Origin of the sequence: Acinetobacter sp. BD54, assembly GCF_044778325.1 — a bacterium.
GTDB lineage: Bacteria > Pseudomonadota > Gammaproteobacteria > Pseudomonadales > Moraxellaceae > Acinetobacter > Acinetobacter baumannii.
Window position 1 is genome coordinate 113,873 of sequence record NZ_JANJEP010000008.1, and the last position, 24,115, is coordinate 137,987.

Annotated in this window: 22 protein-coding genes; 12 read left to right on the forward strand and 10 right to left on the reverse strand. The window is 38.1% G+C overall.

Annotation, left to right across the window (positions count from 1 at the left end; translation table 11 throughout):
- Positions 1-32 precede the first annotated feature (32 nt).
- The 3 genes from NQ782_RS14040 to NQ782_RS14050 form a co-directional block, all read right to left on the reverse strand.
- Positions 33-857 carry a tetratricopeptide repeat protein gene (locus NQ782_RS14040; protein WP_000734697.1) on the reverse strand — a complete coding sequence of 275 codons (825 nt, stop codon included), beginning with the start codon at positions 855-857 and terminating at the stop codon, positions 33-35.
- A gap of 182 nt (positions 858-1,039) precedes the next feature.
- Positions 1,040-1,750 carry a DsbC family protein gene (locus NQ782_RS14045; protein ID WP_000850476.1) on the reverse strand — a complete coding sequence of 237 codons (711 nt, stop codon included), beginning with the start codon at positions 1,748-1,750 and terminating at the stop codon, positions 1,040-1,042.
- A gap of 145 nt (positions 1,751-1,895) precedes the next feature.
- Positions 1,896-2,618 carry a folate-binding protein YgfZ gene (locus NQ782_RS14050; RefSeq protein ID WP_057094500.1) on the reverse strand — a complete coding sequence of 241 codons (723 nt, stop codon included), beginning with the start codon at positions 2,616-2,618 and terminating at the stop codon, positions 1,896-1,898.
- Between the two features lie 216 nt (positions 2,619-2,834).
- Here NQ782_RS14050 and NQ782_RS14055 point away from each other — a divergent pair, with 216 nt between their 5' ends.
- The 4 genes from NQ782_RS14055 to NQ782_RS14070 all read left to right on the forward strand — a co-directional run bounded on the left by NQ782_RS14055 (position 2,835) and on the right by NQ782_RS14070 (position 4,772).
- Positions 2,835-3,284, forward strand: coding sequence for an SRPBCC family protein (locus NQ782_RS14055; protein WP_057094498.1), 450 nt, complete (start codon positions 2,835-2,837; stop codon positions 3,282-3,284).
- A 142-nt stretch (positions 3,285-3,426) separates the two neighbouring features.
- Positions 3,427-3,783, forward strand: coding sequence for a DUF488 domain-containing protein (locus NQ782_RS14060; protein ID WP_000354380.1), 357 nt, complete (start codon positions 3,427-3,429; stop codon positions 3,781-3,783).
- A 91-nt stretch (positions 3,784-3,874) separates the two neighbouring features.
- Complete coding sequence (locus tag NQ782_RS14065; RefSeq protein ID WP_032027835.1) at positions 3,875-4,219, forward strand: zinc ribbon domain-containing protein YjdM; 345 nt, start codon at positions 3,875-3,877, stop codon at positions 4,217-4,219.
- A gap of 211 nt (positions 4,220-4,430) precedes the next feature.
- Positions 4,431-4,772 carry a YegP family protein gene (locus NQ782_RS14070; protein ID WP_000929502.1) on the forward strand — a complete coding sequence of 114 codons (342 nt, stop codon included), beginning with the start codon at positions 4,431-4,433 and terminating at the stop codon, positions 4,770-4,772.
- A 54-nt stretch (positions 4,773-4,826) separates the two neighbouring features.
- On the opposite strand, the gene NQ782_RS14075 is transcribed toward NQ782_RS14070, so the two are convergent.
- Genes NQ782_RS14075 through NQ782_RS14090 form a run of 4 tightly spaced genes read right to left on the reverse strand, consistent with a single transcriptional unit; the run spans position 4,827 to position 11,532 of the window.
- On the reverse strand, positions 4,827-6,542 hold the full coding sequence (locus NQ782_RS14075; protein WP_057093820.1) for a proline--tRNA ligase: 1,716 nt from the start codon (positions 6,540-6,542) through the stop codon (positions 4,827-4,829).
- 58 nt (positions 6,543-6,600) lie between these two features.
- Positions 6,601-9,699: an efflux RND transporter permease subunit gene (locus NQ782_RS14080; RefSeq protein ID WP_025465888.1), complete on the reverse strand. Its 3,099-nt coding sequence runs from the start codon at positions 9,697-9,699 to the stop codon at positions 6,601-6,603.
- 15 nt (positions 9,700-9,714) lie between these two features.
- The gene (locus tag NQ782_RS14085; protein ID WP_057093819.1) at positions 9,715-10,833 is read right to left on the reverse strand and encodes an efflux RND transporter periplasmic adaptor subunit; all 1,119 of its coding nucleotides are present in this window, start codon (positions 10,831-10,833) and stop codon (positions 9,715-9,717) included.
- 60 nt (positions 10,834-10,893) lie between these two features.
- Positions 10,894-11,532 (reverse strand): hypothetical protein, encoded by a 639-nt coding sequence (locus NQ782_RS14090; protein ID WP_002027721.1) that lies wholly within the window; start codon positions 11,530-11,532, stop codon positions 10,894-10,896.
- Between the two features lie 282 nt (positions 11,533-11,814).
- Between NQ782_RS14090 and pilG the strand changes: the two genes are divergently transcribed.
- The 6 genes from pilG to NQ782_RS14120 all read left to right on the forward strand — a co-directional run bounded on the left by pilG (position 11,815) and on the right by NQ782_RS14120 (position 20,434).
- Positions 11,815-12,198 (forward strand): twitching motility response regulator PilG, encoded by a 384-nt coding sequence (gene pilG, locus NQ782_RS14095; protein ID WP_000389061.1) that lies wholly within the window; start codon positions 11,815-11,817, stop codon positions 12,196-12,198.
- Between the two features lie 23 nt (positions 12,199-12,221).
- Positions 12,222-12,584, forward strand: a complete 363-nt coding sequence (locus tag NQ782_RS14100) for a PleD family two-component system response regulator (RefSeq protein ID WP_000101096.1) — start codon at positions 12,222-12,224, stop codon at positions 12,582-12,584.
- Positions 12,585-12,644: 60 nt separating this feature from the next.
- A complete protein-coding gene (locus NQ782_RS14105; RefSeq protein WP_000729761.1) occupies positions 12,645-13,181 on the forward strand; it encodes a chemotaxis protein CheW in 537 nt (178 codons plus the stop codon).
- A 46-nt stretch (positions 13,182-13,227) separates the two neighbouring features.
- Positions 13,228-15,306: a methyl-accepting chemotaxis protein gene (locus tag NQ782_RS14110; protein WP_000505931.1), complete on the forward strand. Its 2,079-nt coding sequence runs from the start codon at positions 13,228-13,230 to the stop codon at positions 15,304-15,306.
- Between the two features lie 146 nt (positions 15,307-15,452).
- Positions 15,453-19,973, forward strand: a complete 4,521-nt coding sequence (locus NQ782_RS14115) for an Hpt domain-containing protein (protein ID WP_057094352.1) — start codon at positions 15,453-15,455, stop codon at positions 19,971-19,973.
- Positions 19,970-20,434 (forward strand): hypothetical protein, encoded by a 465-nt coding sequence (locus NQ782_RS14120; RefSeq protein WP_000678930.1) that lies wholly within the window; start codon positions 19,970-19,972, stop codon positions 20,432-20,434. The genes NQ782_RS14115 and NQ782_RS14120 overlap by 4 nt, the downstream gene beginning before the upstream one ends.
- Before the next feature lie 35 nt (positions 20,435-20,469).
- On the opposite strand, the gene dapE is transcribed toward NQ782_RS14120, so the two are convergent.
- From dapE to NQ782_RS14135, 3 genes are all read right to left on the reverse strand, one after another.
- Positions 20,470-21,606 carry a succinyl-diaminopimelate desuccinylase gene (gene dapE / locus NQ782_RS14125; RefSeq protein ID WP_001016573.1) on the reverse strand — a complete coding sequence of 379 codons (1,137 nt, stop codon included), beginning with the start codon at positions 21,604-21,606 and terminating at the stop codon, positions 20,470-20,472.
- Between the two features lie 125 nt (positions 21,607-21,731).
- Positions 21,732-21,875 carry an entericidin A/B family lipoprotein gene (locus NQ782_RS14130; RefSeq protein ID WP_001984826.1) on the reverse strand — a complete coding sequence of 48 codons (144 nt, stop codon included), beginning with the start codon at positions 21,873-21,875 and terminating at the stop codon, positions 21,732-21,734.
- 98 nt (positions 21,876-21,973) lie between these two features.
- A complete protein-coding gene (locus NQ782_RS14135) occupies positions 21,974-22,882 on the reverse strand; it encodes a DUF1853 family protein (protein WP_001017518.1) in 909 nt (302 codons plus the stop codon).
- 104 nt (positions 22,883-22,986) lie between these two features.
- Here NQ782_RS14135 and NQ782_RS14140 point away from each other — a divergent pair, with 104 nt between their 5' ends.
- Both NQ782_RS14140 and elsL read left to right on the forward strand, forming a co-directional pair.
- Entirely contained in the window at positions 22,987-23,355 is a 369-nt protein-coding gene (locus NQ782_RS14140) for a YbaN family protein (RefSeq protein ID WP_001259501.1), read from the forward strand.
- A 150-nt stretch (positions 23,356-23,505) separates the two neighbouring features.
- Positions 23,506-24,009 carry a cell wall-recycling L,D-carboxypeptidase ElsL gene (gene elsL, locus NQ782_RS14145; protein ID WP_000077301.1) on the forward strand — a complete coding sequence of 168 codons (504 nt, stop codon included), beginning with the start codon at positions 23,506-23,508 and terminating at the stop codon, positions 24,007-24,009.
- Positions 24,010-24,115 lie beyond the last annotated feature (106 nt).

Genomic DNA, 24,115 nt, shown 5'->3' on the forward strand with positions numbered 1-24,115 from the left:
GAAAAGCCCCATGTGGGGCTATTGTCTCTTTACTATTTTTTAGGAGCTGGCTGCGTAGGAGCGGCGGCAGCTTGTTTATTCTTCTCAGCAATAATTTTTTCGACCGAAGCTAAAGATTCTCTAGCATTAGGAACATTTTGCTTAGCAAGCTCAGTAAAGATCTGTTTTGCTTGAGGCAGGTTCTGAGGAATGATATTGCCATTCGCCATCATGGTTGCTAAAGCCATAGATGCAGGCGCATACCCCTTTTGGGCAATTGTTTGTAAAGCTTCAATGCCTTGGCGTTTCATTAAAGGATTTTTATTTTCAACCCCTTGGCTAATATCATAAAGCGCTTTGACTTGAATAGCAGGGTAGTTTCCTTTTCTAATCAAAGGCGCTAGCTTTTGTAAAGCAATTTGGTGAGATTGAGGTTTTTTCTGCGCAAATAAAATGGTTGCTATTTTGACAGTTGCATCATCAGAACCTTGAGCTGCTGCTTTTTGAATATATTGACTGAATTTGTTGCTATCTTTGGCAACACCTAATTCACCAGTCTCATAAATTTGTGCAAGCGTGTAACTCGCTTGAGCATAACCTTTATTTGAGGCATCTTCATAATATTTCAGAGCTTTGGCATTATCTTTGGCAGTGCCTTGGCCCATTTGTGTCATATAGCCTAAGTTATAGATGGCTTGAGCATTTCCTGTTTGTGCAAGACGTTGGACTTCTTGAAAAGCAGCAGGATAATTTTTTGCTGCGTATAGCTGCTCAGCCTGTTTAAATACATCGTTTTTAGCTGCAGATGTCGTAGTGTCTGCTGCAAATATTGATGAACTTGAAATGGCAATTAGACTGGCGATAAGTAATTTCTTCATTTCTTTTTAACCTTTTACTTTGTAGCTACATCATTCCATCGATGTATTAGCTCAATTCAATTTCTCATCATAAATATTGATGGCCGAAAGTAAACAGCCGATTTGTATATAAAACGATGTCTATAAAGCAAACTGTGGAGAAAAATAATACGCCACTCTACTTAAGAGAATGGCGTATTGGATTATTTTACTGACTGTAATAATGCTTCAATCTGTTTTGCATCACTTGGTACGCCAGAGATTCTTTGACCATCTTGTAAGAACAGAGTTGGTGTGCCATCTATATTTAATTTCTGGCCTAAAGCAATATTTTTCTGAATTGGACTTGTACAGCTTTTGCCAGCTGCTGGCAATTTACGGTTAAGCATATAATTTGTCCAAGCTTCTGAAGGGTTTTTAGAGCACCAGATTTGATTAGAAACCTTTTCAGCATTTGGATGTAAGCTGGTCAGCGGATATAAGAATACATATACCGTTACGTTATCCACCCCAACCATATTTTGTTCTAGACGCTGACAGTAAGGGCAATCAGGGTCACTGAAAATATAAAGAGTACGTTCTCCTTTACCTTTGACGTATTTAATTGCCTGATTTAATGGGAGACTTTTAACATCAATTTTACCCAATTCGGCAATTCGCTCTTCTGTCATATTTTTTTGTTGTTTGATATCAACTAAATTGCCTACAAAAAAGTATTTTGCATCTTGATTGGTATAAACAATACGGCCACTTGTATAGACTTCATAAATTCCAGCGACAGGTGACTGATAGACACCTTTTACAGGGAGGTCTGGATAATTTGTCTTCAGATTTTGTTCAAGTGTTTTAACATCAGCATGAGCAGAACCGAAAAAAGCCAAACTCAACATGAGTGTAGCAAGTTTAGTTTTCATATTTTTTCTCTTAGATTACAACATGGATTATGATGGCATAGAAAACTTAAAAAATTGATGCCCTAATTTAATGAATTCATTAGAATTTTGTATCTATAGAAAAGCCCGTAGATTTATCCACGGGCTTTTAATTTATTAAATATAATTATTGTGGTCTAGCAACATCACCACTTAAAGCTTCTGGTAAATCTAAAACTTGAAGCCCTAACTCTTGAAGGGCGACAGGTTTCGCAACAACTAAGGCAATATAACCCTCAGTAGTTTGGGTACTATTAACCACTTCTACGTCATTGTGCAGTTGAGTTGCTGGAGCAGGTGCATCACCTGTACCTTCAACTAAATGCAACCAGTGTTTTGGTTTTGCTTTAAACCAAAGGCGCGCCACAATTTCTTGACCTAAGTAACAGCCTTTATCGTAATTGATGCCTTCGCGTTGATGTAAACGTAATTCTTGTGGCTGAAACTCATGTTCAGTCGCTTGAGCAATCCATGCTTGACCTGTCATGATGGCTTGTTTTTGCCATTCGGAAATATCAGTTTCTGTAGAGCTGAACTCAGTATGGCCATTCACAACTTTTGGGAACACAGTACCTTGTTCACTTAAAGTCATTTTTGAAAAAGCACCATATTTTTTAATGTGCTTCGCAAATTCTTCAGCTTGATCTTGAGTGACAATAATGTCAAAACTTTCTGCATTATTCTTTTTTAGCCACAAGCCAAAATGGATGCGGCCTTTAAGATCACAAATGGCTGTATAGCGTGTTTCATTTTCAGCTAAACGTTCAGTATCTACAGTCACTTGGCCTTGTAAAAACTTTTGTGCATCTACACCGTTTAATGCATATGAGGAGAAAGCGAGCAGACTCATGATTAATCTCAAATTCAATATGTTTCTTTATGATTGCTGACTATTTTGCTCCATTTTTACTAAAAAATCAGCCATAGTTTTCGTAATTTACTTTTGTATAAAACAATAGGTTTAGGTCAAAAAAACACCAAAAATATACGTTAAAAGAAATTCTACGGTTTAAGCTATTCAACATAATTTTTATAACTTAAATGGACTTAAAATAAGGAGAAGACAATGGCAACAGGTACAGTAAAATTACATCGAGTGTTTAAGGCACCAGCTGAACGAGTTTATCGTGCTTTTCTTGACCCAGATGCTTTAGTTAAATGGATGGCACCTCACGGTTTTACCGCGAAGGTTCATAGTTTTGATGCAAAAGTAGGGGGCTCATACAAAATGAGCTTTACCAATTTCTCAACCGGGTCAACGCATTCATTTGGAGGTATTTATGTTGAGCTCGTTCCCAATGAATTAATTCGTTATAACGACCAATTTGACGACGCAAATTTACCAGGCACGATGCAGGTCACCATTACATTAAAAAAGGTATTGGTAGGCACAGAAATACACATTACCCAAGAAGGAATACCTGAAGTTATTCCTGTGGAAGCATGCTATTTAGGCTGGCAAGAGTCTTTATCTTTATTGAAGTTGTTAGTAGAAGCCGACATTCCAGATCAATAATTGTCTTTTTAATTGAGACTTAAGTAAAAAGTGAGTAGAAGAACTACTCATTTTTTTTATTTTTAAATACTATCAAAAATGAACAAAATATTAAATGATCATATGAAGCTCAATGAGTTAAGCCTTCTTGTGAGATGAAGATATGGATATACAAATTAAAAGAATTTATGACGATGTAAACGGTGATGATGGAAAGCGAATTTTAGTTGATCGACTATGGAGTCGAGGGATTAGCAAAGAAAATGCTCATTTAGATTTATGGTTAAAAGAAATAGCTCCTTCAACCGAACTTCGTAAGTGGTTTCATGCAGAGTCCGCAGAACACTGGGATGAGTTCAAACAACGTTATTTAAAAGAACTAGAAACAAACCCCGCAGTTAAAGAGTTATTAGAAATCGTTTCACATCATAAAGTTACACTTTTATATTCGGCTAAAGATGTGGAACATAACCATGCGATTATTTTAAAAGAATACTTATTAGAAAAGAGCAAAAGTTAAATATATAAATTTTTTTTTGGTAAAAGTCTTTTATTTAAAACTTTAAAAAATGAGTCATATCTCGCATAATATACTTTTTGAGATTTTTTTTATGTCTTTGCCAAACTGTCCAAAATGCCAATCAGAATATACATATCAAGACGGCGATTTATTAATTTGTCCAGAATGCTCACACGAGTGGAAAGAAGGGGAAGCTTTAGTAACTGAAGAGCAAGAAGTTATTAAAGACGCTAATGGAAACGTTTTGGCGGATGGCGATAGCGTTACTGTAATTAAAGATTTAAAAATTAAAGGTTCTTCTTCAGTTGTTAAAGTCGGAACAAAAGTAAAAAGTATTCGTTTAGTTCCAGACTCAAGTGATGGTCACAATATTGACTGTAAAATTGATGGTATTGGTCAGATGAAGTTAAAATCTGAATTTGTAAAAAAAGCTTAATTTGTTAATTTTAATTACATTTTGGTAGAGATTGCAGGCGTGATCTCTACCTTTTTACATTTCAACATCCTTATAATTTTATTACGATAATGTATAAAAAGTAGACTATCCAAAGCTTAATAGCTCATTTATATTGTCATTAAGAAGAATTAACTTTCGTCCAGAATAATAACGAAAGTCATACCCACACCAACAAAAAAACGAGGTTCATATGGCAGGATGGTACGAAATTACACAAGCGAATGATGGACAATATCGCTTTGTACTTAAGGCTGGTAATGGCGAAATTATTTTAAATAGTGAGCTATATAAAGCGAAAGCATCAGCAGTCAATGGTATTGAGTCAGTTCAAAAAAATAGTAGTGACGATGCGCGATATGATCGTTTAACTGCAAAAAATGGGAAACCTTACTTCAATTTAAAAGCTGCAAATCATCAAATTATTGGTTCAAGCCAGTTTTATGCCAGTGAAGCTTCACGAGATAAAGGCATTGAATCGGTTAAAAACAATGGATCTTCCACAACGATTAAAGACTTAACAGTTCAGGCATAAAATTAAATTAAAAAAAGCAGCTTCTAAAAGCTGCTTTTTTTATTTATGTATTTATTAACGCGCTAATTTAGCTAAAAGTTCTTCTTTAGTTAAATTGCTCGCTTCAGCATCACGGCGACCTTTATATTCAAAAGTACCCGCATCAAGACCTTTTTCACCAATCACAATACGGTGTGGAATACCCATTAATTCAAGGTCAGAGAATTTAACGCCCGGACGTTCGTTACGGTCATCAAGTAATACGTCAAAGCCTTGGGCTTGAAGTTCTGCATAAAGCGCTTCTGCTGCTTCAAGAGTACGTGGTGATTTGTGTGCATTCATTGGAACAATTGCGATTTCAAAAGGAGCAATCGCTTGTGGCCAAATAATCCCTTTGTCATCGTAGTTTTGTTCAATTGCAGCTGCAACTACGCGTGTCACACCAATACCATAACAGCCCATTGTTACTGTAAATGGTTTGCCATCTTCACCGAGAACTTTACATCCTAAAGCTTCAGAGTATTTAGTACCAAGTTGGAAAATATGGCCCACTTCAATACCGCGTTTAATTTGTAGTGTACCTTTACCATCTGGAGATGGGTCACCTTCAACCACATTACGTAAATCGAAAATTTCAGTAATCTGTGCATCACGTTCCCAGTTTACGCCTACAGCATGTTTGTCTGCCTCATTTGCACCAGCAACGAAGTCAGAAAGAACAGATGCAGCACGGTCAACAATTACAGTGATGCCTTTTTCAACTAAACCTTGTGGACCAGTGAAGCCAGCAGTTAAGCCAAATGCTTGAAGTTGTTCTTCTGTGGCAAACGCGAGAGGAGCGGCCACTAAAGGATGCTTCTCGGCTTTAATTTCATTAAGTTCGTGGTCACCACGTAAGAATAGGGCAACGACAGGTACATTGCCTTTCTCATCAGCAACGCCTTGAACCAATAAGGCTTTTACAGATTGTTTAGGGTCAGCATTTAAGAACTGGCAAACATCAGCAATTGTTTTTTGATTTGGTGTGTCAACCAATTTAAATTCTTGTGTAGGCGCTGCACGCTCACCCACTAAAACAGCTTCAGCCATTTCAACGTTTGCTGCATAATCAGACTCAGTTGAAAATGCAATGTCATCTTCACCGCTTGCAGCTAATACGTGGAATTCATGTGAAGCTGAACCACCAATTGAACCTGTATCTGCTTGTACTGGGCGGAAATCTAAACCTAAACGAGTGAAAATACGGCTATAGGTGTCATACATCACATCATAAGTTTCTTGTAATGATTCTTGAGTTGCATGGAAAGAATAAGCATCTTTCATGATGAACTCGCGTGAACGCATTACACCAAAACGTGGGCGGATCTCATCACGGAATTTGGTTTGAATTTGATAGAAATTTACAGGAAGCTGTTTATAACTTTTTAGCTCGTTACGTGCTAAATCGGTAATCACTTCTTCATGTGTAGGACCAAGCACAAACGGGTTATCGTGACGATCTTTGAAACGTAATAATTCAGGACCATATTGTTCATAACGACCCGATTCTTCCCACAAGCTTGCGGGTTGAGTTACGGGCATGAACACTTCCATAGCACCTGAACGGTTCATTTCTTCACGAACAATGGCATCAACTTTTTTAAGCACACGTGTTCCCATCGGCAGCCATGTATATAAACCAGATGCCAATTTACGAATCATCCCCGCACGTAACATGAGCTGATGTGAAATCACTTCAGCATCGTTTGGGGTTTCTCTCAACGTTGCAAATAAAAAGCGGCTTGCGCGCATGGAAAAAGTCCTAAAAGTTAAGCGTTATAAAAACGCGGATTATACGATAGTCGCTGCATTATGACATGAATCGTCGGGTTTGACGCAGCATAAAGTTTTTCAAGTCATCCAGATAAGTGAAAATGACGGGGACAACCACAAGAGTCAATAAGGTAGAGGTAATGACACCCCCAATTACAGCATGAGCCATTGGTGCACTTTGTTCACCCCCTTCACCTAAACCTAGAGCTAATGGAACCATACCCATCACCATCGCACTTGTTGTCATCAAGATTGGGCGTAAACGGGTTTTGCCTGCTTGTAAAATAGCATCATAACGGCTTATCCCATCTTCCATCGCTTTTTTAATAAAGTCGATAAGCAAAATCGCGTTTTTGGTTACCAGCCCCATCAGCATAATAATGCCAATAATTGAAAATAGATTTAGGGTACTCCTAAATAAGAATAAGGCCAGAAAGACACCAATCAGGGACAATGGTAAAGATGCCATAATCGCAGCAGGGTGAATAAAACTATTAAACTGAGAACCCAACACAATATAAATAAATACAATCGAAAGGGTAATTGCCGTTAATGCATAACCCGCAGATTCAGCCATATCGGCATTTGCCCCTTGAGTATCAAAGGTATAACCAGCTGGCAATTTGAATGCTTTTTGCATTTTATCGATATCTTGACCGATATCCCCACTTGGACGTCCTGAAGTGTTTGCTTCAATTAAAACTTCACGTTCAAGGTCACGTCGGTTAATTTGCGAAGCTCCAAGTTTTTCTTGGGTTGTGGCTACGGCGCTTAATGGAACTAAAATATTTTGCCCATTTGCATTGGTTTTATTCGAGTTGAGATATAGGTTCTGTACATCTTGGGGAAGCACACGTTTATTTTCATTTAAACGGATATTCACATCATAAGTTTCGCCGTCACGATCTTCCCATGTTGTGACATTGTCACCTGCAATGAGTGGTCGAATCGCATTCGCAATTTGAGAAACAGATAAACCTAAATCACTGGCTAGTACACGGTTAATATGTACACCTAAAGTCGGTTTAGGTTCTTTTAAAGAGCTTTCTAAATCGACCACACCATCAATTTTTTCCATTTCAGCCATGAAACGATCCGAGATTTTTTGTAGTTCATTTAGATCAGATCCTTTAATAGAAATCATGATTGGCTTTTGACCACCAGACACTGAGTCTTGAGCAGCAGCGACTGAAGTCACTCGGATGCCAGCTACACTTTGTAAACGATCACGGAACTCATTGTTGAGTGTTGTCAGGTCTGCGCTACGTTCTTGTTTTGGTTTTAGGGTGACTCCTAAACCTGCATGGTTTTTACCGGAGTCGACTTCACTGTTAACCACTCCATAAGTAGAAACGACATCAGGGAATTGCCTAATAATCTGATCAACTTGATGTAATTTTGCTTGGGTATATTCTAAAGAAGAATCAACAGGGGTTTCGAACTGAATACGAATTTCACCTTTATCTGGTGTAGGTACAAATTCGGTTCCGATCATTTTTGATAAGCCTAATGCCACAACCAATGAAACAATTGCAATAATGACCGTGATGAAACGAAAGCGTAAGGCAAGCTTTAAAAGCTTTTCATAGATGTGCGTTAGACCATCTAATAAATTAGAAATATAGTTAAAGAAACGTTGCAGTCGACTTTCTTTTTTCTTTATAGGATCTTTCCAGTGTGCGGAAAGCATTGGGTCGAGTGTAAAGCTGATGAACATGGAAATAAGAACAGCCGTACTTACAGTTACCCCGAATTGATAGAAGAAACGCCCAATTAAGCCTCCCATAAAGGCAACTGGTAAAAATACCGCCACAATGGTGAGTGTGGTTGCAAGTACTGCTAACCCAATTTCTTTAGTACCATCTAAAGCCGCAGTGACATGGTCTTTGCCGAGCTCTGTATGTCTGACAATGTTTTCCCGAACCACAATCGCATCATCAATTAATAGACCAATACTCAGTGACAGGGCCAACAGTGTCATCATGTTAATGCTAAACCCAAATGCCCAGATGAATGTTAATGTGCCAAGTAGGGTAATCGGTAAGGTTAAACCTGTAATAACAGTAGATCGGAAGGAACCCAAAAAGAGTAAAACAATTAAAACCGCTAAGACCGCTCCTTCAATAATGGTACGAACAACGTCTTTAATTGAAGCACGAATACCTTTAGAGCTGTCAGCGACGACTTTATAATTCAAACCCGCAGGCATTTGAGCTTTTAGCTTCTCTAAGGTTTGATAAGTCTTGTCAACAACCTGAATTACATTGGCATCGGAACTTTTTAAAATATCGACAGAAACCGCTGTTCTTCCATTATAAAAAGCACTTGATTGCAGTTCTGCTTGAGTATCTTCAACGGTTGCTACTTGTTTTAGAAAAATAGGGGAACCATTTTTATTAGCAATAACTAAATCACCAAATCCAAGAGGATGGATGACTTTTGATTGAATCTGAACAACCAGTTCAGAATTCTTTTGTTGTAAGGTTCCTGCAGGTACTTCTATATTTTCATTTTTTAGGGTGTTAATGACCTGATCAATACCAATACCATAGCTTTGTAATTGTTCAGGATGAACCTTAATCCGAATTTGACGTTTAGCATCACCTAGTAAATTGACATTACCCACACCAGAAACAGTTTTAAGCTGAGGTACAATTTTTTTGTCTACATAGGAGCTTAATTGAGCCAAGCTCATGCTGTTCGATTCAAACACGACTGACATAATTGGGCTAGATGATGGATCGTAGCGTTGTACAATCGGTGTATCAATTTCATCGCGGAATTGGGCAATAACTGGAGCAATTTTGTCGCGAACATCCTGTGCTGCAATAGCCGAAGACGTATCAAGATTAAACTCTGCAATCACCATCGAAAGCCCTTCACTTGAGCGTGAAGTAATTTGTTTAATACCCGAAATGGTATTGATTTGATCTTCGAGTTTTTTGGTAATGTCCGATTCAACTGCTTCAGGTGAAGCACCCGCATATTGCGTAGTGACAACTACGAATGGGAAATCAATATTTGGAAACTCTTCAACGGTCATACGTTTCCAAGATGCTAACCCGAGTACCATTAGACTGAGCATCATCATGATGGTAAAAACGGGGTACTTCACACTAATTCGGGTAAACCACATAAGCTATTTGCTACCTTATTTATTTTTTTCGGTTGTAAGCGTCACTTTTTTATTGATATCAGAATCTTCAAACTGGATACGACTTACCTGATCTGTACTTTGTAAACCCTGAACTAAAGCAATATTTTCGTTGTATCGTTGCTCAACCACTCGAATTTTGACTTTCTGAATCGTTTGATTGCGTATCACCCATACAAAAGGATCATGTTGCAGATTTTGAATACTATCTAAAGGAATGGTTTGTCCCTGATTGCTATCATTATGCAAAATAATACCGTTAATGAACGCACCAATACTTAATGAATCAATCGCTTCTTTAGGGCTCGCAAAGAATTCAATTTGTCGGCTATCTTGATCTGCTACAGGTGAAATACGGGTCAGTATGGCATGTAATTGTTTCGAGTTACCCTGAATCTGATACTGGATAGAGCTACCTACTTTTAAGGCAGATTGTTGCTCAATAGGTAGTTTCGCTTGTATTTCTAATTGATCCGGATTAACGATTTCAAATAATGTTTGTCCAACCGAAACGGTTTGTCCCGGTTCAACTTGTCGTTTCGTAATCGCACCTGAAATGGGGCTAGTAATAATACCGTCTCGATCAGCTTTTTTAGCAATATCCACATTGGCTTGTTGAGCTCTAACACTTTCAAGTTGACCTTTATAATCCACCTGACTTTGCTCAAACTCTACACGGGCAATAAAGCCTTGATTGAGCAATCTTTGTTTTCGATTCATCAAATTACGTGCAAGTTCTGCTTGTGCCTGAGCAGAAGCAAGATTAGCCTGTGCCTGAGCTAAGCGTGCAGCGTTGTCTTGATTATTTAATCTAACTAAAACTTGGCCTTTTTGTACCTTTTGACCTACATTGGCTGTAACGGCAGTCGCTGTTGCACTAACCTGGGCTTGAATAGAACTTTGTTGTACTGCACGAATAGTTCCTGTAAAAGCGGTTTGAGCGGCGAGTGAGCCTTCTTTTACAGGAATTAAATCTTGAGGAATGAGTTCAATTTTTTTAGGTTCAGATGCTGTTGTTTTTGGTACTTCTTGCTGGTTACATGCAGCTAAGATTAAACTCAGACTGATCAAGCTTAATTTAAAAAAAGTAGAAGGGGTAAGATGCGTTGTGCGCATACAGCATCATCCTGTAATTCAAAATTTTATTTTGCCCCTATTCTTGATAAAGCTGTAACCTTATTCAAGCTTTTTTAAACGTTCGATAATATTTTCATAATCTTTATTGGTGCGATTATAGGTTTTCGAAAGTATTTCAAGTGTTTGTTTAACCTTATTAATATTCATAAGATTGTTTTCAATCAAGGTTTTATGTCTTTCGGGAACTTGTTCACCCTTACGAAAATATTCCATTTCTTGCCGTTTAAATAAAATTTTGTCTTGTTGTAATTGGCTCAGTTGGTCCTGCTGATAATTTATTTGTTTTTTAATTGCCAATAATGCTTGGTCTCTTTTAATCGTCGCAGTTTTACTATTGCTATATGCTCTTTTTAATTTGTTATCTTCTTCTCTGTATCGAGCTGATAATGCACGCTGTGAGGACTGATTTAAATCAGCTTCAGAATTATAAGGATGATTTCTTTTAATGACTTGCATATTCTGGTCGAGTGCTTCATATCCATAGCGAATATGAGCCGGCGTTACGGATGTACTAATATTCGCAATACCATGCTGATCATAATAACGATACCAGACAGCTTTAGGAGCTGCATTGGCAGCCAACGTTGGGGAAGAGAAAAACAGTGCTCCGCAAGAGGCAATGCCTATAGATACAGACAAGCAGTTCCTATAAAAGGCATATTTCATCCGCTTATTCATAAAATTCCCCAAAAAAGAAAGGTAAGTCACTTATTTTTAAATAATTAATCTTAAATATATTAGTTATTATTTAACTGAATAAAAATATCGACATTATAAAAAAAATGATAATTTTTTTGAAAGTGTGATGAGGTTAAAAGTTATTGTTTATAAATGAGAAAGTAGACAAAAAGCTTTCATTGAAAATAGAAGTATAGATATGTTAAAAATGCGTATAAATCTGTAAAAACAAATTTAAGTTAAATTGCATTTATATTTTATGTTATGGGGATGGAAGATTAAATGGAAGATGCATTCCAAAATCTGAAAGTAATGGTTATTGATGACTCAAAAACTATTCGCCGTACCGCAGAAACTCTATTGCAACGCGAAGGTTGCGAAGTGATTACTGCTGTCGATGGATTTGAAGCTTTATCTAAAATTGCTGAAGCGAATCCGGATATTGTTTTTGTAGATATCATGATGCCTCGTTTAGACGGTTATCAAACTTGTGCTTTGATTAAGAACTCTCAAAATTATCAGAACATTCCCGTTATCATGCTCTCTAGTAAAGATGGTTTATTTGATCAGGCAAAAGGGCGTGTGGTAGGTTCAGATGAATACTTGACGAAACCTTTTAGCAAAGATGAATTGCTAAATGCGATTCGTAATCATGTAAGTTCATAATAAGTAATTTGAGGGCAAAAGAAATGGCACGTATTCTCATTGTTGATGACTCACCAACAGAAACTTTTCGTTTTAAAGAAATCCTAACTAAGCATGGCTATGACGTACTTGAAGCATCTAACGGTGCAGATGGTGTGACTTTGGCAAAAGCTGAGCAGCCTGACTTGGTATTAATGGATGTGGTCATGCCAGGTGTAAATGGTTTTCAGGCAACGCGCCAGATTACCCGTGATGAAGACACGAAGCATATTCCAGTGGTGATTGTGAGTACTAAAGATCAGGCAACTGACCGAGTATGGGGTAAACGTCAAGGCGCAATCGATTACTTAATCAAGCCAATCGAAGAAAAGCAATTAATTGATGTAATTAAACAATTTCTAAATTAACTCATCCATCCATAAAAACATAAATAACGGGATAAATACGCCCGTTTTATAGGATCGAGTATGGCAGCGAATGGATTTATCGAGTTACTTCGTTTGTCTAAACGGGGTAATAAGAATTACGCTTCAGTTCAAAATGAAGCACAGCGATGGTCAGGAATTGCTTTTGAAATGAGAGGGCAATACTTCGTCGCACCACTTGGGGAAGTGTCAGAAGTTATCTATCCACCGAAATATACACCAGTTCCAAATACTCAAAGTTGGGTCAAGGGATTGGCAAACATTCGTGGAAGATTACTTTCGGTATCTGATTTGGCTCATTTTATTTCAGGGCAGCGGAGTTCATTTTCGTCTACCCAAAAAGTGCTGTGTATTAGCCATCATGACCAGTATGTGGGGTTGGTTGTGGATCAGGTTTTGGGGATTCAGCACTTTAATAAAAAAAGTTTTTTTTCTCAGAGTTTAGACTTAGAGGAAAACCTAAAAGAATATTGCCAAGGGTATTTTCACCAACACAATCAACATTGGCATGTCTTTTTATTTAGTCGGTTATTGCAAAACCCACACTACATGAACGCATCGACAAAATTTATAAACTAATTTTTATGCTGTGAATGAACAGCGTATTTTTCTGGGGAGAAGCTGTATGGGCTTTAAACTTAAAAAGAAAAGTGGCAATCGCGGTGCTACCGGAAAATCGAGTGTCAATTTTATTGCAAAAATCCAGTCAAAAATTGAGCAGTTTGCCAGTTTATTTGGGGAAAGTGAAAAGTCCAAGCCTATCCTTTATGCAGCGCTGTTATGTTTAGTATGTGCGTTAATTTCATTAGCTTATCTATTTTATAATGTACCTCGTCATAACCAGTTAATTCGAAGTCTTGGTGAGTTACGTCTGTTATCTCAAACCATTTCTAAGCAAGCAACTGAAGCAACAGAGTCGGGTTCTCAAGAGGCGATCACAAAGCTACAGCAATCTAAAAAAGACTTTGATGAGAACTTACTTGAAATTGAAAATATTCACGGTAAGTCGACCGATGAATATCAAAAAGTTGAGAAAATATGGGGTGAGGTTTCAAAAAATATTGATTTGATTTCATCACATCAACGAGTACTTAACCAGTTATATGATACCAACATCTCGATTAGTGAAACGGTTCCAGAGATTCAGGCAGAATATAACTTGATGGTCGACCAAATGGCTCGCCAAGGTTTGCCAAGTAGTCAGGTAATTATTGCTAAAAACCAGGTATTTATTGCAGAGCGTATTTTACGTTCGATTAACTCGGTGTTAAGTGGTACGGACGGAAATGTATCAACTAGTGACTTTAGTGTCGATATTGAGACTTTTGGTACCTATTTAAATGCTGAACTGAATGGTAATGCCGAGTTAGGTGTTGATCGTATTGCTGATCCGGCTTTACGTGAATCTTTAGAAAGTATTAAGTCTGAATATGACAAAGTCTTAAAATCTGCTGCTGCAACGGTATTAAAAAATGGTAGCCAGATTGTCAATGTTCGTCAGGCTTCTTCTCAGATTTTCTCTAAATCGGATGTAATGTTGGAAAGTCTAGGACATTTATCTGATGTTGCAAGAAAGAACTGGCTCACCTTATTTTTAGGTGCTGTTCTTATTCTTTCATTAGGCGGACTAATTTTCTCTGTATTCAAGTTAATTACACTACGTAGTGTAATGGATAAGCAACGTGTTGCTCGATTACAGGAAGAATATGACCGTAACCAGAATGCGATTTTACGTTTACTTGATGAAATTGCCGACTTGGCGGATGGTGACTTACGTTCATATGCAACTGTATCTGAAGACTTTACGGGTGCTATTGCCGACTCGATTAACTTCGCAATTGACCAACTGCGAGATTTGGTTTCACGAATTCATGAAACCTCTCAGGAAGTTGCACGCTACACACAAGATACGCAAAGTATTACTAACCAGTTAGCAGAGGCATCAGAACATCAGGCGCAAGAAATTGCAGGTGCTTCTACTGCCATGAATGAAATGGCACAGTCAATTGACCAAGTATCTGCCAACGCTTCTGAATCTGCGGAAGTAGCACAGCGTTCAGTACAAATTGCATCAAATGGTGCACAAGTGGTAAATCGTTCAATTGAAGGTATGGATACTATTCGTGAGCAGATTCAGGAAACTTCTAAACGTATTAAGCGCTTAGGTGAGTCTTCTCAAGAAATTGGTAACATCGTATCGCTCATTAACGATATTGCAGACCAAACGAACATCCTTGCATTAAATGCAGCAATTCAAGCATCTATGGCAGGTGAGGCTGGTCGTGGTTTCGCCGTGGTTGCCGATGAAGTACAACGTCTTGCTGAGCGCTCAGCATCTGCAACCAAACAGATCGAAACACTGGTTAAAACAATTCAGACCGATACCAACGAAGCTGTTATTTCAATGGAACAAACAACAACAGAAGTTGTACGTGGTGCGAATTTGGCAAAAGATGCGGGTATTGCACTGGATGAAATCCAAAAAGTATCGGGTGACTTGGCAAAATTGATTGCGAGCATTTCCGACGCAGCAAAACTTCAGTCAGCATCTGCGAGTCACATTGCAACCACCATGACGGTTGTACAAGAAATTACTTCGCAAACAACAACGGCAACGTTTGACACTGCTCGCTCCGTATCAGAGTTGGCGAATATGGCAGAGTCATTACGTGAGTCAGTAACCGACTTTAAATTACCAGACTAAATTGGGGGATAAGAATAGCTATTCTCATATCGCTATTCTTTTAAAAGTATGAGCAGCGCCAGACAAATATTGGGGAGATAGTTATTTTTCTGGTGTTGACTCTGTAGTTTTCCCCACTCAGGGGGTAAGCAAAAGAAGCCTTTGCTATGAAAGAAATATTAAAAACTTTAACTGAAGCAATGACGCTACCTGAAGATAGCTATTCTGAACAAGATGCTGAGTTTCTTGAGATCTTCATTGAAGAAATTGAAGAGATTTTTGTTGATTTGCAACCTTTGATAAATAAATGGATGCAGTCTGAGAATATTGCTACGCTCACTGAAATTCGTCGTCATTTCCATACCTTAAAAGGTTCCGGAAGAATGATTGGCGCTAAATCTTCAGCTGAGCTTGCGTGGACAGTCGAAGATACACTCAACCGGGTAATCAACCAAAGCTTACAATTAACGCCAACTATTCAGAGCTATGTGCAGTTAGTATTTAAGTTCTATTTCCTTAAATTAGTAGATAATTTTAAGCAAAAACGAGCACATACCTTAGATTTCAGACCTCTTATTTTATTAGGCCAACAACTACAACAACAGCAAAGTTTAGAACCAGCTTTAGAAGAGCTTTTACAACTTTCAAATACGCTTACGGCCGAAACAGTGACTGGTCTTGAGCTAGATTATATTGAACAAGATTCGTTAGCCGAGCCAATCATTCAAGATACACATACTGAAATTGAAATAAATCTAGATGAAACCTTGACCTTATTTATGGAAGAAGCGGAAGAACATTTAGCCACGATTCATCAATTCTTAGATCAAGAGTTACATCAGTACGACAGTTACAATGCTTTAATACGTGCTTTACATACTTTGCGTGGTAGCTCTGCAATGGCACAGGTCGAAACAATTTTCGAGGCCAGTACTAAAGTTGAGCATTTATTTAAAATACTGCTACAAGAAGAGTTATCTTCTCACTCTGAAGAAATTTTATTATTACAAGAATATCGTGAGTTTGTTCGAGATAGCTTGGAACTACTATCTAGATATAGTTCAAGTGAACAGCTCGAAGCGAGATTGCAGCAATTTAATCAATTTTGGGATGCATATGTTGAGCAACATGGTGACCGAACAGATCCGTTAATGCCTTCTCATGGCTTGGTATCGCAATTATTACAATTAGATGTTTCTGAATTATTGGATGCAGAATTAGATTTTGAGAAGGGAATTCGTAATGAGTTTCCTGATTATCTTGAACGCCTAAGTGAACAGGCTGATTTATTACTGCAACATACACATTCTCAAGCAATGCTGGGTTTACATGAATATACCAGCCAACTTAAAGAAAGTTATGAAGTACTGCTTGATAAACCTGCGTTATTACAATCAGACTATATATTTGAAATTTATCAAAAAGCACATCAACAGCTCATTCAATTATTTGATGCTTTAGCTGCTGGTCAGCGAGTCGGTGTTGTTAAGCAACATCAAAGTATTTTAGAAGAATTAAAACTTTATACGCAGTACATTCCAGACATATCAAATGACCTGCCTCAGCAGGATTCGACATCTTTTGAACCAATATCCAATATTGAACCAGAGCCAGAAGTAGTAGCTACTGTAGAGAATTTCTCAGATTCTGCAGACTGGGCGGTATTAGGTCAAAGTGTGCAGCAAGATCGACAATATATTTCATCTACACAAGTGAATCGAAATTTTGATGCTGATCTTTTAGATATTTTTCTTGAGGAAGCTGAAGAATTACTTGAGGGAATTGATACCGATCTTAATATTTGGGTAGGTGAGCAAGAAAACTTTGCAGCTCTGAACAATCTAATGCGTTATTTGCATACCTTGAAAGGGGGAGCAAATATGGTTCAGGCAACGTATCTTGGTTTGATTGCCCATGAATTAGAAAGCATCTATGAGCGTTTAATTCAAAAGCAATTAGTGGCAACTTCAGATTTAATTGATTTTATTCGTTTGGTTCAAGATGACTTGGCTGACCGTTTACAAATCATGCGTGAACAACAACTAGATTATGCAGCCCCTTACACAATTAACGCATTAAAACGAGCAGGTCAAAACTCTAACTTCCAACCTTTACCAGTGGTTGAGGCATTTGATACTGAAAGTGAGATATTCTCTGAGCAAGAGGTGATATCTGAAGTAATAATAGATGAGATACTAGTAGAACTTGAACCTGCTCTTGCAGAGCTAGAAACTCATCACGATCAGGTATTCGATACAGCGGTTACCGAGTTAGCTACTCCAGTTGAGATGATTACCACGGTTACATCGCAAGAGAGTGAAATTGCAGCTGATGAACAGGACATTGAGGCTGTTGTTGAACAGACGTTCCTAGAAGAAGCTACTGAATTGTTAGAAATGGCTGAGTCGCTATTAAAACAATGGTTTGAACAGCGTACAAACCGTAGTATTTTGCTTCAGCTTCAAAGAGCCGTGCACAGTTTAAAAGGTGGTGCACGGATGGTGGGTTTAGAAGCCGTACAAGCAATTGCCTACCAACTAGAAAATGCTTTTGAACAATTTGCGCTACATCACTTCAATTCGAATATTTATGATCATTTATTAGAAAGTGCGATTGCATGGTTAAAAGATGCAATTTTCAACCACAACTATCAGCATTTCGATGGATTACAGCAAAGTTTAGAAAATATTCAATTCTTTGAAACTACAATCCAGATTCCGACTAAGTTAACTAGAGCGGACTTGTTTAGCTCAGAACCAGTGATGACCTTTATACAAGGTGATGGTACAGAGCCTCCACCAATGATGGGAGCGTGGGAGCAAACAGAGCGTCTGGATCAGAATAATGAAATGATCCGTGTTTCAGCCGACTTAATCGAGAAAATGATTGATTTATCTGGTGAAAATTCCATTAACCGTTCACGAATTGAAATGGACTTAAGCCAATTTAGCCATACACTGGTTGAAATGGAGTTGGCGATTCAACGACTTGCCGATCAGTTGCGACGAATGGAAGGTGAGTTAGAAACACAGATTATTGCTAAACATGGAATTGAACATTCTCGTTATACTGACTTTGACCCATTAGAGATGGACCAATATTCATCTTTAAATCAATTGTCGAAATCGCTTGCTGAATCTGCATCGGACTTGGTCGACTTTAAAAATACGTTATCTGACAAAATCAGAGATACCGAAAGTTTGCTTTTACAACAATCACGAATTCAAGCGGAAATTCAAGAAGGTTTAATGCGGACACGTTTGGTCCCATTTTCGCGTTTATTGCCGCGTTTACAACGAATTGTTCGTCAGACGTCTACAGCATTGAATAGACCTGCTGAGCTTTTCGTAAATAATACGGAAGGTGAGTTGGACCGCAACATTTTAGAACGGTTAGTGACTCCGCTTGAGCATATGCTCAGAAACGCAATTGACCATGGTTTAGAGGACCGAGCGCAGCGGCAACAAGCAAATAAACCGGAAACAGGGCGTATTGAACTTAATATTCAGCGTCAAGGTACGGATGTTGTGGTTGTCTTTAGTGATGATGGTCAAGGTATTGATGTTGAAAAAGTACGTCAGAAAGCACTCCTTGCCGGATTGATCAAGCCAGAACAAGACTTAGAACAGCAAGACATACTGCAACTCATTTTCCATCCGGGTTTAAGTACAGCAGAGCAAGTCACTCAGATTTCCGGACGTGGTGTAGGTCTTGATGTCGTGCAGAGTGATATTAAGTCTTTGGGTGGACATGTCAGCGTTGAATCCGTCTATGGGCAGGGAACAACATTTACGATTCGCGTACCGACTACAGTAGCGGTAAGTGATGCCTTAATGGTTAAAGTGGCAGATCAACAATTTGCGATTCCACTCGCTCAAATCGATCGAATTATTCGAGTGTCACCAGCCTCTTTAGAGCAGTATTTTGAAAGTCCTCAAGAACTATTTGAGTATGAAAATAAACGTTATCCATTACGTTATCTTTCTGAATTTGTTGGTAACCAACCCATACCACGTTTAAATGGTGTGATGTATTCATTACCTGTGTTAATGATTAAAGCCAATAATGGCCAAACTGTGGCATTACTTGTTGACCAGTTAATTGGCTCTCGAGCACAAATTGTAGTGAAACCAATTGGTCAACAGTTCTCTAGCATTGGAGCAATTGCAGGTGCCACAATTTTAGGTGATGGACAGGTCTGCTTAATTTTAGATGGACAAAATATTGCGCGACAAATTCAGTCAACTCAGCGTCATAAACAACTTAGTGAAGCAGTGTATAGACAACGAGAGTCTGATGAACGCCGCCTCATCATGATTGTAGATGACTCAGTAACTGTACGTAAGGTCACGTCCCGATTGCTTGAACGTCAAGGCTATGATGTGGTTACGGCTAAAGATGGTGTCGATGCCATAGAGCAGTTAGAAAATATTAAGCCAGATTTGATGCTACTTGATATTGAAATGCCACGTATGGATGGTTTTGAGGTTCTCAATCTTGTACGACATCATGATATGCATCAATACATGCCAATTATTATGATTACATCCAGAACAGGCGAAAAACATCGTGAACGAGCATTCTCGTTAGGTGTAAGTCAATATATGGGTAAACCTTTCCAGGAAGAAGAGTTACTAGAGAATATCGATGCTTTACTTGTAGCGTCTGACAGTGAGGTCAAATCATGAAAGGTAGTGTAAATACATCATTGATCGCTAATATGGACCAACAAGAGCTACAGCATCTTATTACGGTTTCAACTGGTTTTATTGACGCTTATATCATTGAATGTAACGATCAGGTACCTATGCTATTGCCACAAAACATTGTGTTGTCTGCCATGGATGTAAAAAATGGCGTAAAACATATTGAATGGCATGATGTGAAGCTACCGGTCTACTCAGTACATAGCGCGATTGATCAACATGCAGTAGCATTAGTGATTGAAGGGGAAGATATTAGCCAACGTTTTGCATTAATCTGTAAAACTATGCCAGTTTCTACTCGTCTGCGTATTTCTGAAATTGTCGATGAAATGGATGAGTATGAGGCTGAACAACACCCAGCAGTATTTAAATATGTGCGTATGCAAGATCAACGCTACTATATACCTAACTTAGAATATATTGAAAAATCACTTGGCTTATAAAGGAAAAAGGAACTCATTTGAGTTCCTTTTTTATTTTATTGAGCTAATAAATTTTCTAAAATTTGCTCATAAATATCAGTTAATGGATCAAGATCATGTACATCAACATGTTCATTAATTTGATGGATAGTTGCGTTTAGAACACCGAGTTCTAAAACTTGTGCACCTGTTGGAGCAATGAACCGCCCATCAGATGTACCACCACTTGTTGAAAGCTCAGTCTCAGTACCAGTCACATTTAAAATAGCAGTTTGAGCTGCGTTAACTAATTCACCTACTGGAGTTAAGAATGGTAAGCCAGACAAATTCCAGACAATTTCATACTGCAAGCCATGCTTGTCTAAAATTTCATGAACACGTTGTTTAAGCTGTTCTGCTGTAACCTCGGTTGAATAACGGAAATTAAAAGTAACTTCTAAAGCACCAGGGATCACATTGGTTGCGCCAGTACCTGCATGGATATTTGAAATCTGGAATGAAGTTGCAGGGAAATACTCATTGCCATTGTCCCAAACTGTTTGGCACAACTCAGCTAACGCTGGAGATGCTTCATGAATTGGATTCCGTGCCAAGTGTGGGTAAGCTACATGACCTTGTTTGCCTTGAACCTTCAATACAGCATTAAGAGAGCCACGACGGCCATTCTTAACAATATCACCTAATTTATGAGTACTTGATGGTTCACCAACCAAACACCAAGTAATTTTTTCATTACGCTTTTCCAGTGTTTCGATGACTTTAACTGTACCGTTAACAGCAGGACCTTCTTCATCTGAAGTAATTAAAAAAGCAATTGAACCTTTATGGTTTGGGTGTTTCGCTACAAAACGTTCAGATGCAACTACCATTGCAGCTAATGCAGTTTTCATATCTGCTGAACCACGACCATATAATTTGCCGTCACGAATTTCTGGTGCAAATGGGTCTGAATTCCAAGCGTCTAAACGTCCTGTTGGTACTACGTCGGTATGACCAGCAAAACAAAATACAGGGCCTTCGGTTCCACGTCGAGCCCATAAATTATCGACATCTCCAAAGCGCATAGGTTCAATATGGAAGCCAACTTTAGCTAAGCGGTCAGCCATAATAGTTTGGCAAGTATGATCAATAGGAGTAACAGAAGGCTGTTGTAAAAGTTCTAAGCTAAGCGAGAGAGTGTCTGAGTGGTTCATACCGGAAATTGCGTACTGATGAGGTGAAATATAGTCCGATATAATAGGCGAATCTCTAAGGGATGGGTATTTAAAAATAAAAAAACCTTATCGAAACGATAAGGTTTTTAAATGTTAAGCATAACTTACATTTTATTTTCAGTTTTTTGTGCGGTGTTAGTTACAGCATCACCAGCTTTAGAGACATCTTGACCAAAACCCTTGAACGTATTACAACCTGTTAAAACAAATGCCACCATTACAGATGCGACTAAAACTTTTTTCATCATTTTCTCCGTATAAATTTAATAATGAAGTAAATTTAGATTAAAAAACAAACGGAAAAAGAAACATGATTGTTTAATAGTAAAAACGTTATAAATTGTTTCTATAAGGACGTGGTCTCTTGTAAAACACCGTTATTTTTGATGAGAGAAGGTTTTAAGCTTAGTAAAGCAGGGTGCCTGAACATATAAAATCGGGTTTCATTAATATTTTGACAATATAGGCCATCAGTCCACCAATAAGCAGTGTTTGAACTCGCTTTTTGATGAGGACAAAGCCATTCATGTCTTTCTAAGCGGTAAAAGTCAGATTTAGGGATTTCTGTACCCCAAGTACCTAAGCGACGTTTTAAATTTACCCATTCAGGAATAGGCTGTTCTTGAGGTAAATTTAGAGGAAGATAAAGTTGCCCTTTTAAGACAGCGAAACGTTGTTGAACTTTAAAACCCAAAGCTTCTGAAAATTGAAATTGTTTGTCAGTAAAGTGGTAAAGCTTTTTACTTAAAGTATCTTGTCTATTTAAACCAATCCATTGTTCTAAATTTAATTGACCTTCACCTAGGTAATATTTTAGAGCAACTTCCCAATGTTCAATTTCTTGAGTATTTTGATTTAAAACTAAAAAATCGAGTTCACCTAAAGTTTTTGCTCCATCAATTTTTTGAATGCTATGGCCTAATAACTGATAAGGATGATATTGATCTTCTTGTAGCCAAAACCAAAGTAAATTTTCAAAACGTAAACCTAAGCGTGTACTCTTAAGCCGAGACATAAATTGAAGTAAGGGTTCTGGTGCTGCATCAAGCTGCTTTAGGCGGGGTAAGTAATTTTGAAAATGTTGTTCCCAATTTTGATCCGTATGTAATTGAAAATTATGTCGAATAGTAAGGCGGCAGGGAAGTTGGCTAAGTAGGTTCGGGCTAGCAATTGTAAAGGCCAATTGTCTTACCATTGGGTGACTGAACTGTAACCATGGCTCAAAATAGGATGTTTTAATTGAGGCAATATTCATACGTTGAGTACTCGAAATAATTCATCCAAATTTCATGGTCAATCAACAAAACAATACCAGAAAAACACTTTATACTACGAGTAACAATAGCTTAAGGTTTATATATGCGAACATTGTTTTGGCGAACTCTGGTCGTGATTTTTATCACGCTTGGTATTATTGGAGCAATTTTACCAGGCATGCCGACAACAGTGTTTCTTATTCTGGCTGCTTGGGCGGCCTCAAAGGGATGGCCTCAGATGGATGCGTGGTTGTTAAACCACCCCAAGTATGGACCAACCCTGCGGGACTGGCGAGCAAATGGGACAGTACCGCGTAAGGCAAAGTGGATTGCAACCATTATGATGACCGCAAGTGGTATTCTGATGCTGTTTACTTCGGCGCCGTTTTGGGTCAAGGTCTTTACCGATACTACCATGCTTGTTGTTGCAATTTGGTTATGGCTACGTCCTGAGCCAAAGTTAAAAGATTGATAATCTTTTAATTTTGGCTCAGGACAAGCAGTGAAACTGCGCGTAGAGTAAAGAAGATTGATAATCTTTTAATTTCGGTGCAAGACAAGCTTTCCCATAATTTTTCATTAAAGCTCAAAATAGTTGAGTTGATATAAGAGAAGAAATTCGATGTCCCAATTTAAACTTGAAGATGCAGATATTCTTATCGATTTAGCAAATCAAACTTTAAGCTTACCTAAACATAATAAGTTTTACGTGGTCTCTACTGGCAAAAATGGAATTGGGGAACAAGAAAATACGGGTAAAACCCCACGTGGATGGCATCGGGTTGCTAAGAAATTTGGTATGCAATCTCCCAAAAATGCAGTTTTTATTGCACGGCAGCCCACAGGTGAAGTTTATAGCAGTGAATTAGCCGCACAATTTCCTGAGCGAGATTGGATATTGTCACGCATTCTTTGGTTAGATGGTTTAGAAGAGGGCTTTAACAAAGGCGAAGGCCACGACACGATGCAACGTTATATCTATATTCATGGTACACCTGATAAAGAACCGATGGGGGTTCCAATGTCACATGGGTGTATTCGAATGCGTAATGAAGAAATCATTGAATTGTTTGATTTAGTCTCTGAAGACGCATTAGTTTATTTGTCTGAACAATCTTTAACCTAAAATAGGATTTTAAAGATTATTGTTTAATTAGCCGAATGATCAAAATATTAAAATAAGTGCTTAAATAAAATACAAAAAATTGTTTTTTACTTAATAATGACTTATT

Bases quoted from the DNA above. Each gene is read 5' to 3' on its own strand.
- NQ782_RS14100 (WP_000101096.1), top strand. From the start codon at position 12,222: ATGGCACGTATTCTCATTGTTGATGACTCACCAACAGAAACTTTTCGT.
- NQ782_RS14065 (WP_032027835.1), top strand. From the start codon at position 3,875: ATGTCTTTGCCAAACTGTCCAAAATGCCAATCAGAATATACATATCAA.
- NQ782_RS14040 (WP_000734697.1), bottom strand. From the start codon at position 857: ATGAAGAAATTACTTATCGCCAGTCTAATTGCCATTTCAAGTTCATCA.
- NQ782_RS14075 (WP_057093820.1), bottom strand. From the start codon at position 6,542: ATGCGCGCAAGCCGCTTTTTATTTGCAACGTTGAGAGAAACCCCAAAC.
- NQ782_RS14120 (WP_000678930.1), top strand. From the start codon at position 19,970: ATGAAAGGTAGTGTAAATACATCATTGATCGCTAATATGGACCAACAA.
- dapE (WP_001016573.1), bottom strand. From the start codon at position 21,606: ATGAACCACTCAGACACTCTCTCGCTTAGCTTAGAACTTTTACAACAG.
- NQ782_RS14140 (WP_001259501.1), top strand. From the start codon at position 22,987: ATGCGAACATTGTTTTGGCGAACTCTGGTCGTGATTTTTATCACGCTT.
- NQ782_RS14115 (WP_057094352.1), top strand. From the start codon at position 15,453: ATGAAAGAAATATTAAAAACTTTAACTGAAGCAATGACGCTACCTGAA.
- NQ782_RS14055 (WP_057094498.1), top strand. From the start codon at position 2,835: ATGGCAACAGGTACAGTAAAATTACATCGAGTGTTTAAGGCACCAGCT.
- NQ782_RS14110 (WP_000505931.1), top strand. From the start codon at position 13,228: ATGGGCTTTAAACTTAAAAAGAAAAGTGGCAATCGCGGTGCTACCGGA.
- NQ782_RS14130 (WP_001984826.1), bottom strand. From the start codon at position 21,875: ATGATGAAAAAAGTTTTAGTCGCATCTGTAATGGTGGCATTTGTTTTA.
- elsL (WP_000077301.1), top strand. From the start codon at position 23,506: ATGTCCCAATTTAAACTTGAAGATGCAGATATTCTTATCGATTTAGCA.
- NQ782_RS14050 (WP_057094500.1), bottom strand. From the start codon at position 2,618: ATGAGTCTGCTCGCTTTCTCCTCATATGCATTAAACGGTGTAGATGCA.
- NQ782_RS14045 (WP_000850476.1), bottom strand. From the start codon at position 1,750: ATGAAAACTAAACTTGCTACACTCATGTTGAGTTTGGCTTTTTTCGGT.
- NQ782_RS14085 (WP_057093819.1), bottom strand. From the start codon at position 10,833: ATGCGCACAACGCATCTTACCCCTTCTACTTTTTTTAAATTAAGCTTG.
- NQ782_RS14060 (WP_000354380.1), top strand. From the start codon at position 3,427: ATGGATATACAAATTAAAAGAATTTATGACGATGTAAACGGTGATGAT.
- NQ782_RS14090 (WP_002027721.1), bottom strand. From the start codon at position 11,532: ATGAATAAGCGGATGAAATATGCCTTTTATAGGAACTGCTTGTCTGTA.
- NQ782_RS14070 (WP_000929502.1), top strand. From the start codon at position 4,431: ATGGCAGGATGGTACGAAATTACACAAGCGAATGATGGACAATATCGC.
- pilG (WP_000389061.1), top strand. From the start codon at position 11,815: ATGGAAGATGCATTCCAAAATCTGAAAGTAATGGTTATTGATGACTCA.
- NQ782_RS14135 (WP_001017518.1), bottom strand. From the start codon at position 22,882: ATGAATATTGCCTCAATTAAAACATCCTATTTTGAGCCATGGTTACAG.
- NQ782_RS14105 (WP_000729761.1), top strand. From the start codon at position 12,645: ATGGCAGCGAATGGATTTATCGAGTTACTTCGTTTGTCTAAACGGGGT.
- NQ782_RS14080 (WP_025465888.1), bottom strand. From the start codon at position 9,699: ATGTGGTTTACCCGAATTAGTGTGAAGTACCCCGTTTTTACCATCATG.